Source organism: Chitinophaga sp. Ak27 (assembly GCF_012726295.1).
In the GTDB taxonomy this organism is placed as follows: domain Bacteria; phylum Bacteroidota; class Bacteroidia; order Chitinophagales; family Chitinophagaceae; genus Chitinophaga.
Genome location: NZ_JABAOB010000005.1, coordinates 475438 through 488955, shown reverse-complemented (window position 1 = coordinate 488955; position 13518 = coordinate 475438). Strand labels below are relative to the sequence as shown.

Below are 13518 nucleotides of genomic sequence, written 5' to 3'. Positions count from 1 at the left end.
CGGGCGCCTTACAGCACTCCCCTACTCATATCTGCCAACATACGGCAGTAATGCACACTATCTTTTAGAACCGGCTCGTGACCAAGGATAATCACCTGTTTTCGGGCGCGCGATAACGTTACCAACAATTTACGGTCTACTTCTATGTGCTCCTCCTCCCAGTTAAACTGCCCCAGGCACTGCAGCGTTTGTACCTGCGCGGCATGATATACCGCCAGCGAAACAATAATAATATCGTTTTCAGATCCCTGAAAACGCTCTACCGTGTCTATATTGATGTCCTGCAGGGTATCATCGTCTGCTATCAGCTCCCGGATAAGGCTGATTTGTGTTCGCCAGGGAGTTACCACGCCCACCGTATCTTTACTAAAGCTAGTTCCATAGCGGGTTTTCAGATGCTGTAGCAAAGAGGCCACCCAGCGGGCTTCTGTTTTGTTCATCTTGGAAGTGGCTTCATAAGGGCTGGGAATAAATATTTTTCTCCCGAGAGATAATACCCGCTCCCAGCCTATACTTTCATAGGCGGGCGCCGGGTCGAATGCGGCCTGTTGCGCTGCTCTTCCCGACGACAGCTGGCCGGCATAGTAATGATTTACCAATGCCGCAATGCTGTCGTGCATCCTGAAATGGGTATTGAGCATGCCCCAGGCATGCCGCCAATGGTTGGTTTTACAACGTAGTATCAGCCGCTCAAAGATAGACGTACGCAGGTCCCGTATGCCCAGGTCCAACAGGCAGGGAGCTTTCACCTGGCAGAAGTGCTCCTCCTGCGCTACCACAGGGGGCAGCTGATTCTGGTCGCCTATCAGGATAAATTTGCGGAAAGGCATCAATAGCCCCAGGAGCTGGGGTTCTGTCAGCTGCGAGGCTTCATCTACAACCAGTGTATCGGTAGGAATCCCCATCATTACTAACTGTTCCAGCCGGGTAGCCATGGTAGCTACGGTAGCTACAAATACCCGGTGCCCGGTAATATAACGGCGGGCTTCATCCAGGGAGCCTTCCAGGCAATATTGTTTCAGGATAAGTGCCGCCTCGGAACTGCGGCCACCCATGCGTAAATGGTCAATGCCTTTAGCACTGAGCTTATGACATATTTCCTCTACTGCCTTGTTGGTAAAGGCCACAATAATTACGTAGGTATCCTGCTTAACCATTTCGCCCACCATGGTCGTAAGCAGCGAGGAGGTTTTGCCCGTACCGGGAGGCCCCTGTAACAGGTAGTAGTCCTGCGCCTCCAATGCCTGTTTTACAATCTGTTCTTGGTTAGCATTGAACATTGCAGGAGAGGTGTGTTGTAAAGGGTACCAGCGTGGCGTACCCATGCCCAGCAGCATATTGGCGCGCTCCCGGTACAAGGGGGAAATCATGTAAAACAGGGATGCAGTGGCCGTCCAATAATTAGATTCGTAAATGTCGTGCTCAATAATCCATTCATCAAATTGCCGGAAGAAGTCGAGCGTCATTTGCCGGTTATTCAACGAAAAGGCCAGCTGGTCTTTGCCCAGCTCTTCTATCCTGCCCTTCAGCAGTTGCTGTTGCATGGGCTGGAGTTCAGTGCTGGTACGGGGATAGATAATAGCGGTATCGCCTTTCCTGAAGTTGTGGCTAACGGGAACGACTATGTCAAACAGCACGGAACTATTCACCGTGTCAAATTCCCGGAACCGCAGTCCCGGGATAATATTGAAGCGGGATAATTTATCTTTTTCGGGTTGCAGCCATAGTGCGGCAAAGCCGTCGGCATCATCTTCCCGGTTAATTTCCGAAAACATACCACATTTGGCTTGCAGGTATTCCCGGAGCATAAAGGCGAGGAATTCATGGTAGTAGGCTTTATGCACCGGCGGTGCCGTTAGCCAGGCCCGTTCAAAGGCGGTGAAATGCGCGGCACTGAATGAAGGTAGTCCAATAGCGGCGGCAGTAGTAATGGCCGACAGTATTTCTGCCTCGCCTCCTGCCAGGCGGAGCAACATGGCTACTACTTCATTACGGAGTTGTAACAGGTCGTTTTCCGTCAGATGGGTACTGGTCACATTTCGCAGCGGAGTGGTGGTAGCAGCCGAATACAGGATGGCCGAACTACCTTTGCGATGCCTCCCAAAAGTAGATTTCAGCAACAGGTTATATCCTACTACCTGCATTTCATGATTTTTCCAGGTGTGATAGTCGGGACATTTGCCACTTTTCAGCTCAAATATTTCTTTGCGGTATTCGTCGTGATCGTCTTCGGCCATCAGGTCCAGGCGTCCTTGCAGCCCGTATTGAGCAGAAAAAAAGGTAGGCTCTATCCGGACAGGCTGCTCCTGCAATTCTTTTACGGTATTATGCAGATTGCCCCAGTGTTGTTGCCGGATATCACGAAACATGTCATTGATTTTTTCACGGCCGTAGGCGGCAGCTTGCAGTACATTTTCGGCGACGGCTTCCACAAAGGAGGTTTTAAAATTGATGTCTTTGTTGCGCAGCATCTCATCCAGCAGGGCATTCACGAGATTTCCCTTGAAGGCGGCGGGGCTGGATTGCTGCGGGGTGAGTTTTTTCACTAGGTAGAGCAGCCGGTTGGCGCCTTTATGGGTAAAGCATTCTGCCAGGTCGCTGATATCTATCAGCAGGTCGGGTTCGAGTACTACCTGGCTTTCAGCGGTGGTAGCGTATTCGTGCCCGGAGGCGCCCTGGCGGCAGTGAAGTACGTTGATGGTATCGTAGGGGCGCAATAGATCCTGCAGGGAGGCGATGGTAGCCGGTTCCAGATGTTCGAGCAGCAGCTGAAAGTCGCCTTGTTCATCGTTTTTGGCAGAGAGCAGCAGGGTATACTTTCCTTGCGCCGTGGTGGTGAGCGTGCCCACAGCAGTGACCATGCACTTTACCAGGGCGAGATCGCCGGCACGGTATTGCCAGGCCAGCGATAGCTTATGTACGCCGGCGGAAGCATAAAAGGCGGTGAGTTCATCAGGAGGCTGTACCTGGTAGCACCAGGCCACAGATTCAGTGAGGGCCTTGATGCAAAGCACATGCTCTGCTTCCTGGAGGGGAAACATGCCCCGTGTGGCCTTGTTCGTTAGTATGCGCAGGGCAGTCAGCTGCTGATGGATATCCGGGGGAACCAATTGCCGGTCGAAGAAGAACTGCATGCGGGCAAACAAATTACCGAAAGTGCGGGTTTCTTTCCGGGTTAACTCCCGGAAGAGGATTTCCAGGATCTGTTTATAATGACGGACTTTGTCCTCCGTATTTTGAATGCTATGTACTTCCTTTATTCTGGCGTAAAACGCGGCTGCTGTTTGTAATGCCTGCATATCTGCAAGGTAAGAAATTCGTTGCCGTTTGCATGGATGCGGCTTTTGTTATACCTTTCTCAGGATTTATAGTGTAAACATTTTTTTATGTCAGCCAAAAAAATAGCCATTATAGGTGGAGGAAATCTGGGATCGGCCATTGCCCAGGGATTGCTGAAGAGCGGTTTTTCGAAGGCCGCAGATATTACGGTTACCAAGCGTAACACGCGTACGCTGGCGGCCTTAAAAGATGCAGGAGTACGGATAGAAACCGACAATGATATCGCGATCCGCGAAGCGGAAGTGATTGTAGTGGCATTGAAGCCCTACAATGTGCGGGAGGTATTACAGGAGTTTAAAGCTTCTTTTGACCCGTCCCGCCATATTTTAATCAGTGTGGTTACCGGTGTCAGTATAGATGACCTGGAGCATGTACTACCGGGAATGCCGGTGGTAAGGGCCATGCCTAATACCGCTATTGCTATCCAGGAATCTATTACCTGTATTGCCCACAAACATGCTACAGAAGAGCAGATGCGCTATGTAAAGACAATGTTTGACCAGTTGGGAGCTACTGTGAGTATTGATGAAAAGCTAATGGATGCAGCTACTGTATTGGGTGCCTGTGGTATTGCCTATGCGCTGCGTTATATTCGCGCTAATATTCAGGGAGGCATTGAAATAGGTTTTGATGCACGTACGGCCAGCCTGATTGCGGCACAAACCGTGAAGGGGGCAGCAGAGTTACTGATTCGCGAGAACCGTCATCCGGAGGAAGAAATTGATAAGGTAACGACGCCTAAAGGATGCACCATTGCCGGGCTCAATGAAATGGAGCACCAGGGATTCAGTTCCTCCCTGATCAAGGGGATCACTGCTTCCTATAATAAAATAGTGAAGGACTAATCGTCTTTTCGCGGGTATTCGAAGAAAAGGAACTTTTTCCTGGCCATGTCAAAGTCTTTCCAGCTTTGAGTATCGGCCTGTATGGCAAAAATGCCCGTAGTCGGTACATTATCTATCCTGATTTCTTCCGTCAGATAATTAGCAAAATCGGTAATCCCGGGGTTATGGGCAAAAATGGCGACGGCGCCGAAATCATCATCAATTTTGGTGATTACTTTGAGGAAAGTGGCTGCATAGCAGAGGTAAAGTTCTTCTTCCAATAGAATAGCCTGTTTAGGATATTTCCATTCACTGGCCATCATTTTGGCGGTCGTTCTGGCCCTTTTGGCCGGACTGGAAATGATCAGCTCCGGCACCATTCCCCGAGAAATCAGTCGCTGCGCCATTTCCGGCGCATTTTGTTTGCCCCGTTTGTTGAGCGGCCGGTCAAAATCATCCATGTCCGGATCGTTCCAGCTGGATTTAGCATGACGTATGAGCAGTAATGTTTTCATGGGCTGAAAACCAATAGTTAACTGAGACGAAAATACAGATTTTACAGGAAGTTAACTTCTTAGAATTATACTGTCAGCCACCATGGCGTTATTTAAGATAAAATTAACATGGGAAGAAAAGGTTATTTGAAAGAGCAAAAAGCTTAAAGCGGAAAGCAAAAAGCTATTGTAGTGAATGTTTAATGCGATTTTTGATATTCGCAAAGATCATCCGCTTCAATAGCTTTTTGCTTTATGCTTTAAGCCTTTGGCTTAACTAGTATCCTCTTTCGTTTTTACCTTCCATGTAGTTCATGAAGGCCTTATTTACTACGCGGTTACCGCCCGGAGTGGGGTAATTACCGGTAAAGTACCAGTCGCCCAGGTTATTGGGACAGGCAGCGTGTAAACTTTCGATAGATTGATAAATAACTTCCACTTCAGCACCAATACCTTTTGGTGTGAGGATTTCTGCAATTTTTGCTGAAATCTGCTCAGGTGTAAAGGGTTTATAAACATTCTTTACTACGTTCTGGGCATGCAGGGTGTTGGTACGCGCCAGTTCTTTACAGAGGCCGTAGGCTTCCTGCAGGATATGTTCCTTGCCGTGGTCTTTCAGGAGAGCAATGGCTGCCTGGAAAGCCACAAAATCGCCCATTTTGCTCATATCGATACCATAGCAGTCGGGGTAACGGATCTGCGGAGCAGAGGATACCACGATGATTTTTTTAGGGCCTAAGCGGTCCAGCATCTTGATGATACTTTCCTTGAGGGTGGTACCACGAACAATAGAGTCGTCAATAACCACGAGGGTATCGATACCTGGTCTTACCTTACCGTAGGTGATGTCATATACGTGTTGTACCATCTCATTACGGCTGGAGTCTTCAGTGATGAAGGTCCTCATTTTCACATCCTTGGTCGCTATTTTGTCAATACGGATGCGGCGGTTAATCATTTCGCTGAGTTTTTCCTCGTCATAGTCATTTCCCCAGGAAAGAATACGTTCTACCTTTATCTTATTCAGATACGCTTCCAGTCCCTTTACCAGGCCGTAGAAGGCTACTTCAGCGGTATTGGGTATGAAAGAGAAGATGGTATTACGGAGGTCGTTATCGATGGCTTTCAAAACGGTGCCAGATAGGTGACGGCCGAGATCTGTACGTTCCCGGTATATTTTTTCATCGTTCCCGCGGGAGAAGTAAATCCTTTCGAAACTGCAGGCTTTACGTTCTTTGGGTTCGAGGATTTGTTCAATGGAGTAGTCGCCATTATTTTTAACGATGAGGGCATTTCCCGGCATCAGTTCCAGTACTTCATTTTCGCCAACGTTGAAGGTAGTGCGGATCGCAGCTCTTTCGGAGGCGGCTACAATCACATCGTCGTTGATGTAGTAATAGGAAGGGCGGATACCATGGGGATCGCGGATTACGAATGCATCGCCGGAACCGATGAGGCCACAGGTGTGGTAACCACCATCGAACATGGAAAAGGCTTGTTGAAGTATCCTTTTAACGTCGAGTTCTTTCGTGCCATCGCTATCTTCCTTCGCCAGGAAATGGTGTACCACTTCCAGCATGGCGGCGAGGTCACTGTTTTTGTGCACATCACCAGGCTCAGCCTTAGAGAATGCAAACAGTTCGTCGGTGTTGATCAGGTTAAAGTTACCCGCCATAGTCAGGTTACGGGCGGGGATGGTATTGTAGCGAACGAAAGGATGGCAGAGCTCTACGTTGTTCTTACCCTGGGTAGCATAGCGGATATGTCCCATCATCAGTTCTCCGAGGAAGCGCACGTGTCCTTTCATTAAGCCGGGGTATTTGGTGATTTCCGGCTGATATTTTTCTATTTCCTGTATCTCATCGCGTATTTTGGCAAACACATCGCCTATGGCCTGCGGCGCCGCGCTACGGATGCGGTGCATAAAAGGTACACCGGGTTCGGTGTTCAGTTTTACGGTAGCCACCCCAGCGCCGTCCTGGCCTCTGTTGTGTTGTTTTTCCATGAGCAGGTAAAGTTTGTTTAGCCCATAAAAAACGCTCCCATATTTTTGTTGGTAGTAGGAAAACGGTTTTCTTAATCTTATAAATGCCAGACCGCATTCATGTTTGATCGCATCACTCATGGCAGAAAATTGAAGTCGCAAAGGTACGCCAAAAAAGGAGAAAACCAGAAAGCTATAAGGATTTAGCCATGAGGCTAAAATCAGAAAGCGGAGATAAAAGTTTTTCGCTCTTATCTCCGCTTTACTAATTATTCATAGCCAGGGGGCTACGGTAGCTTTATTGTTTGGCCAGTGACGACATCCACTGGCTGATTCGGTTACAGTTTTTGTATTCATCGTCAACGTGTACATAGAACGTTGGGATCTTTTCCGTGAGCCATTTGTTGATAGCTTCGGCGCGTTTGATATCGAGGGTACGTTGCTGGATACGGGAATAGTCATCAGTCAGATTTTCCCGGTGTGGCTGCGTACGGGTTTTCAGGTACACGATGCGAACGGAGGTACGGCCATTTTCATCGGTAAACTGCACGGGAGCTGATATTTGTCCTGGTTTCAGGGTATCGAGCATCAGTACGATATCTTTTTCGCTTGGATCGTCGAGTTGGTCAATAGTGATCAGGGTGCTACCATCGCCGGTTTTGGATTGGAGCATACCACCATCGAATTTCGCTGAAGGAGCATCGCTGTACTTTGCTACGGCTTCGGAGAAAGTGTATTTATTGGCCAAGATACCACTGCGGATGGAGTCCAGCTTGGCGATATTGGCTGCCAGGTCGGATTTGGTTACCGCTGCGCGCAATACGATATGTTGTACGGTTACGTTATCACCGGAGCGTTTCACCATTTGGATGAGGTGATATCCAAACTGGGTTTTCACCGGGGAAGAAATTTCACCTTCTTTCAAACGGAAGGAGGCAGCTACAAATTCGGGATCGTAGGTGGTTTTATCATTACGGTTTAATACGTAAATACCTTTGTTGTCTTTTACGCCTGGATCTTCAGAGTACAAGAGAGCGAGGGAGCCGAAGTCAGATTCTTTATTCAGTACTCGTTTTTTGAAATCGAGGAGCCGGTCAATGGCGTATTGGTCCATTTCGCGGGTAGCTTTGGGCTGCAGCACGAGGGTACCGATTTCCATTTCAGACTCGTAGAACTTGAGGCTATCTTTCGGGATGGCGTCGAAGAAGCGTTTTACTTCTGACGGCGTCACTTTTACCGGTTCAATGATTTTATTACGCATGGCCTGGGCCAGTAATCCTTCTTTAATAGGTGTACGGAAACGTTCGCGCAGTTGGTAGATGGAGTAGCCGGTAATTTCTTTCATTTTTTCCTTACTACCGTACATCGATTCAAAGTAACGGATACGGTTTTCCATTTGCGCTTCCACGTCGCCATCGCTTACGGGTAAGCTATCTCTTTCCGCCTGTAGCACCATTACTTTCTGGGAAATCAGCATTTCCAGGGTTTTGCAGGCAGCATCGGGCTTCAGGATTCCATCGGGGGAATTGTGTTGCTGATCGGCGAGAGCGCCGTCCATATCGGATTTGAGGATAATCTTATCCCCTACTACGCCGATAATCTTATCTGCCACAAGTTTTTGCTGGGCCGTAGATGCTTGCCATAGCAGTAAAGCACCTGCGGATAATGCTAAAAGTTTCTTCATACAAAAACGGTAAAAATCAAAAATAACCATTTAAAGGTCAGTAGCATAGGGAATGTCGACGGATTTAACAAAAGTTTAGATGAATCCCTGGTGGGGATGGAAACGGCAAAGGCGCCAAGGATATTATGATATAATTTAATCCTTAACGCCTTTGTGTTTTTTGTGTGAGATATTATTAGAGAGTTCTCTTTACTTCTACTTCTTCGAAACCTTCGATGTTGTCGTTAGGTCTGAGGTCGCTATAGCCGCGAACGCTCAATCCGCATTCCATGTTGGCGGCTACTTCCTTCACATCATCTTTATAACGTTTCAGGGAGCCGAGTTCGCCGGTAAATACCACGATACCATCGCGTACCACGTTGATACGGGTGTTCCTGGTCAACTTGCCATCGACCACGAAGCAACCAGCCACTGTAACCTTTTCGAATTTGTAGGTTTCGCGCACCTGAACGTTGCACACCACTTTCTTTTCGATTTTTGGTTCCAGCATCCCTTCCATGGCGCTTTTGATTTCGTCGATTGCGTCATAGATGATGGAGTAGTTACGGATTTCGATGTTTTCTTTCTCTGCCAGTTTAGCTGCCTGAGAAGAAGGACGTACCTGGAATCCGAGGATGATGGCATCAGAAGCGGTAGCCAGCAATACATCGGATTCGGTGATCTGACCTACTGCTTTGTGAACGATACTGATAACGATTTCTTCGGTAGACAGTTTCTGGAGGGAGTCGCTCAATGCTTCTACGGAACCATCAAAGTCGGCTTTGATGATGAGGTTCAGCTGTTTGAAGTTACCCAGTGCCAGACGGCGACCGATTTCATCCAGGGTGATATGTTTCTTGGTACGGATACCTTGTTCGCGAACGATCTGGGCTCTGCGGTTGGCCACTTCTTTTGCTTCAGATTCGTCGGTATACATCTTGAATTTCTCACCAGCCTGAGGGGCACCGTTTAAGCCGAGCACTTGTACTGGCATAGAAGGACCTGCTTCGTCCATTTTCTGGCCACGTTCGTTGAACATAGCTTTGATTTTACCGAAGAAGGAGCCGGATACGATGGTATCGCCCTGACGGAGGGTACCATTTTGTACCAGCAGGGAAGCGACATAACCGCGACCTTTGTCCAGCGTAGCTTCCACGATACTACCGGAGGCTTCACGGTCTGGATTGGCTTTCAATTCCAGCAGTTCTGCTTCCAGCAATATTTTTTCGAGGAGCACATCGATATTCAAGCCGCTTTTGGCGGATATTTCCTGGCTTTGGTATTTACCGCCCCAGTCTTCTACCAGGAGGTTCATGCCGGCCAGTTGTTCTTTAATTTTTTCCGGGTTGGCGCCTTCTTTATCCACTTTATTGATAGCGAATACCATTGGCAGTCCAGCCGCTTGGGAGTGGGAGATCGCTTCACGGGTTTGAGGCATGATAGCGTCATCTGCTGCGATTACGATAACAGCGATATCTGCTGCTTTGGCACCACGGGCACGCATCGCGGTAAACGCTTCGTGACCGGGGGTATCCAGGAAGGTAATTTTCTTACCACTGGCGGTAGTTACCTGGTAAGCACCGATGTGCTGGGTAATACCACCGGCTTCACCGGCTACCACATTCGCGTTACGGATGTAATCGAGGAGGGAGGTTTTACCATGGTCAACGTGACCCATGATGGTAACGATTGGGGCGCGAGGCAGCAGATCTGCGGGATCATCTACTTCGTCTTCCTCATCGTTTTCCTCTGCATCTTCCAGACCAATGAATTCCACTTCGTATCCGAATTCGCCGGCAACAAGTTCTATTACTTCCGCGTCGAGGCGTTGGTTGATAGATACCATGATACCGAGGCCCATACATTTCGAGATTACTTCGGCGAAGCTTACATCCATTAGGTTAGCCAGTTCGGATACAGAAACGAACTCAGTTACCTGGAGTTTGTTGTCTGCGCCTCCTTCTTTTTCCTTGAGGTTAGCTCTTTCTTCGCGTTTTTCTCTACGATGTTTCGCCTTCACGTTCTTACCGCGGCCAACGCTGAGTTTGGCCATGGTTTCCTTGATCTTATTCTGGATCTCGTTCTTATCGATTTCTTTTTCTTCAGTAGTACGTTTGTCTTCACCGCGGTGTTGGCCGGGTCTGTTGAAGTTGCCACCTTGTCCTGGCCGGTTAAAGTTACCGCCCTGACCGGGTCTGTTGCCTCCACCCTGGTGTCCGCCCTGACCGGAGCGGTTATATCCGCCGCCTTGTCCAGGGGGTCTGTTACCACCACCTTGTCCGCCTTGACCACCGGGTCTGTTATAACCCCCTTGTCCGCCCTGACCTTGTCCGGCAGGTCTGTTGTAGCCACCACCGGTTCCGGTGTTGGTGCCACCTGGGCGGTTGCGGTTATCGCCTTGCGGGCGGTTGCCGCCCTGGTGCCCACCGCGGTTATCGCCATGGTGAGGGCGATTGCCGCCTTGTCCGCCATGTTGATGAGGACGGTGTTCGCCCGGGGCGCCGCCTTCTTTGCGGTCACCTTCTTTAAAGTCTTTAGGCTGAACGGGTTCAGGTTTCTTTTCTACGATGATACGCTTGCGTTTGCGTTTCTCGTCCCTGTTAAAGTTGCTTTTATTGTTATCGCGTCTGTCAGACTGAACTGGCAGTTCGATTTTACCGATTACTTTCGGGCCGGTTAATTTTTCGGCCTGGATGTTTTCGATTACTGCGGGGCCAGCATCTTCCTGGGCCTGAGGGGCGGCAGGAGGGGGTGTTGGTATGTTTTCGGCAGTATTATCGGGTTTGCGATTTTCCGATTTTACGACTTGCTTAACAGGAATGTGCGCCGGTTCTTTGGCTGCAGCCGGTTTAGCCTCTTGTAATACTTCTTCCACTTTTTTAACTACAGGTTTATCTTCAACCGGTGCGGCTTTTTCCGTTTTTTCTGTCGTATCGGTCTTATCTGTTTTCGCTACTTTGTCAGCCGGAGTAGTGGTTTCACCTTTAGGGGCTTGTTCCGTTTTATCGGCTTTCTCAACTGGTTTTTCAGTTGGTGCAGCAGTTGCTTCCGGAGCAGGAGCTGGTTTGGGTTCCGGTTGTTTTTCCGCAGCTGGAGCAGGAGTTACCGGTTTTTCTTCTTTCACCGGAGGTTTTACTGCTTCAGGAGTGGAGGCCGGAGCCTTGTCCTGTTCGGGTTTTTGTGCAACTGGTTTTTTGCGGTTCAGGGCATCCAGGTCGATGGTTGTAATTACTTTAGGGCCATTGATTTTCGGCGTTTCTGCTTTTACAACTTCTGGTTCTGCCGGAGGTGGCGTTACCGGGGCTTTAGGAACTTCCGCAACAGGGGGAGCTGTAACAGCGGTTGGTTCTGGCTTAGGTTCAGCTTTTTCCTTTGCGGGAGGCGGAGGTGTTACCGGGGTAACATTCGCCTGTGGTGTTGGTTCCGGTTTAGGGGTTTCCTTTACTGGTTCCGGTTGAGGTGTTGGTTTAGCTTCCTGTTTAGGAGCTTCTGCTACCGGGGCAGCAGTTGTTGCCTCATTTTCTTTAGTGGTATTCTTTTTAGCCGCCGCTTCCGCTTCCTCCTTCTCTTTCTTCTTCATCGTTTCTAACACGCTTCCTTTGGGCAGGGCTATCTGGTCGCTTTTGCGCTTGTTAGCCTTGTCCTGTTGGAATTCCGACTGCAGTGCTGCGTACATAACAGCCGTAAGGCGGGCATTGGGAGAACCAAAGCCGCCCATGTCGAAGCCTTTATTGCCAAGGAAATCGATGAGGGTTTCCTTACCAATATTAAACTCTTTGGCTGCAGCCAGCAGTCGTGGTGTGTTGTTTGTTGTTTCAGGCATATCGTATTTCGGGCCTCCCCTGTTTCCCGTTTCTTCAAAACGGGATGTTTTTTTACGTTTAAACAATAACTCGAAAAAATCAATTCCCTTTCTAATAAGGCCTTTACCTGGGAAGGGTTGTGGCTCGGCTTTATTCTTTGTCAAACTCTTCCTGTAATATTCTTCTTACATCCTGCACTGTCTCTTCTTCCAGATCAGACCGGCGAACCAGTTCTTCGACTGTCAGCTCCAATACGCTGCGGGCAGTGTCACAACCTATTCGCTTCAGTTCATCTATTATCCATTCTTCGATTTCATCCGAGAATTCTTCCAGATCGATATCAAATTCAGACTGTTCCTGTGCTTCATCACGGAATACATCAATCTCATAACCAGTCAGTTCGCATGCCAGCTTAATGTTTACGCCTTTTTTACCGATGGCCAGTGATACCTGGTCAGGGTTGAGGTAAACGGAAGCATATTTATTTTCGTTATCTACTTCCATGCGACTGATTCTGGCGGGAGTCAAGGAGCGTTGGATCAACAGCTGAATGTTGGTCGTATAGTTGATGATATCAATATTTTCGTTTCTCAGTTCGCGTACAATACCGTGTATGCGGCTACCTTTCATACCTACGCAGGCGCCTACCGGGTCGATACGGTCATCGTAGGATTCTACGGCAACTTTGGCTCTTTCGCCGGGTTCGCGAACTATTTTCTTGATAACAATAAGCCCGTCAAAGATCTCAGGCACCTCAATTTCCAGCAATTTAGCCAGGAAGGATGGATGTGTGCGGGAAAGAATGATGAGTGGCGCGTTGTTCTTCATTTCTACTTTCTTCACCACCGCTCTTACGTTCTCTCCTTTCTTGAAATAATCTGTGGGGATTTGTTCAGATTTAGGCAAAATTAACTCATTCCCTTCATCATCAAGCAATAAAACTTCTTTTTTCCAAACCTGGTATACTTCTCCGTTCACAATTTCGCCTGCTTTATCGGCGTATTTCTTCACCAGGATGTTCTTTTTCAAATCGCCGATACGGGCGGATAAAGTCTGCTTAGCAGCCAGGATGGCCCGGCGGCCAAAGTCCATGATCTCTACTTCTTCATATAAATCTTCACCTACCTGGTAATCCGGTTCTACGAGAATAGCTTCGGAATAGGCGATTTGTGCGTTATCATCTTCTACTTCCCCATCATTAACGATGGTTCGACGGCGTAATATTTCAAGGTCACCTTTTTCGGTATTTACAATCACGTCAAAATTCTCATCTGAGCCATATTTTTTCCGCAGCAGTGTTTTGAACACATCTTCGAGGACCTTCATCAATGTAGGACGGTCAATGTTTTCCGCCTCCTTGAACTCGGTAAATGACTCAATCAAGTTAATACTAGCCATGTTTAGTTGTTAT

General features: G+C 48.4%; 7 protein-coding genes. 1 reads left to right on the top strand and 6 read right to left on the bottom strand.

The window, feature by feature from the left end:
- Nucleotides 1-8: 8 nt before the first annotated feature.
- On the bottom strand, nucleotides 9-3299 hold the full coding sequence (locus HGH90_RS19345) for an AAA domain-containing protein (RefSeq protein WP_169191732.1): 3291 nt from the start codon (nucleotides 3297-3299) through the stop codon (nucleotides 9-11).
- An 87-nt stretch (nucleotides 3300-3386) separates the two neighbouring features.
- Between HGH90_RS19345 and proC the strand changes: the two genes are divergently transcribed.
- A complete protein-coding gene (gene proC / locus HGH90_RS19340) occupies nucleotides 3387-4184 on the top strand; it encodes a pyrroline-5-carboxylate reductase (protein ID WP_168764895.1) in 798 nt (265 codons plus the stop codon).
- Here the strand turns inward: proC and HGH90_RS19335 are convergent.
- The 5 genes from HGH90_RS19335 to nusA form a co-directional block, all read right to left on the bottom strand.
- A complete protein-coding gene (locus HGH90_RS19335) occupies nucleotides 4181-4678 on the bottom strand; it encodes a SixA phosphatase family protein (RefSeq protein WP_168764894.1) in 498 nt (165 codons plus the stop codon). The genes proC and HGH90_RS19335 overlap by 4 nt on opposite strands.
- Nucleotides 4679-4934: 256 nt before the next feature.
- The gene (locus tag HGH90_RS19330) at nucleotides 4935-6662 is read right to left on the bottom strand and encodes an amidophosphoribosyltransferase (RefSeq protein WP_248277037.1); all 1728 of its coding nucleotides are present in this window, start codon (nucleotides 6660-6662) and stop codon (nucleotides 4935-4937) included.
- 277 nt (nucleotides 6663-6939) lie between these two features.
- Entirely contained in the window at nucleotides 6940-8325 is a 1386-nt protein-coding gene (locus HGH90_RS19325) for a peptidylprolyl isomerase (protein WP_169191730.1), read from the bottom strand.
- 175 nt (nucleotides 8326-8500) lie between these two features.
- On the bottom strand, nucleotides 8501-12127 hold the full coding sequence (infB, locus tag HGH90_RS19320; protein ID WP_169191729.1) for a translation initiation factor IF-2: 3627 nt from the start codon (nucleotides 12125-12127) through the stop codon (nucleotides 8501-8503).
- 130 nt (nucleotides 12128-12257) lie between these two features.
- On the bottom strand, nucleotides 12258-13505 hold the full coding sequence (gene nusA / locus HGH90_RS19315; RefSeq protein ID WP_145662295.1) for a transcription termination factor NusA: 1248 nt from the start codon (nucleotides 13503-13505) through the stop codon (nucleotides 12258-12260).
- Between the last annotated feature and the right edge of the window lie 13 nt (nucleotides 13506-13518).

Coding starts and splice junctions, on each gene's coding strand:
- infB (WP_169191729.1), bottom strand. CDS start 12,127: ATGCCTGAAACAACAAACAACACACCACGACTGCTGGCTGCAGCCAAA.
- proC (WP_168764895.1), top strand. CDS start 3,387: ATGTCAGCCAAAAAAATAGCCATTATAGGTGGAGGAAATCTGGGATCG.
- HGH90_RS19335 (WP_168764894.1), bottom strand. CDS start 4,678: ATGAAAACATTACTGCTCATACGTCATGCTAAATCCAGCTGGAACGAT.
- nusA (WP_145662295.1), bottom strand. CDS start 13,505: ATGGCTAGTATTAACTTGATTGAGTCATTTACCGAGTTCAAGGAGGCG.
- HGH90_RS19345 (WP_169191732.1), bottom strand. CDS start 3,299: ATGCAGGCATTACAAACAGCAGCCGCGTTTTACGCCAGAATAAAGGAA.
- HGH90_RS19330 (WP_248277037.1), bottom strand. CDS start 6,662: ATGGAAAAACAACACAACAGAGGCCAGGACGGCGCTGGGGTGGCTACC.
- HGH90_RS19325 (WP_169191730.1), bottom strand. CDS start 8,325: ATGAAGAAACTTTTAGCATTATCCGCAGGTGCTTTACTGCTATGGCAA.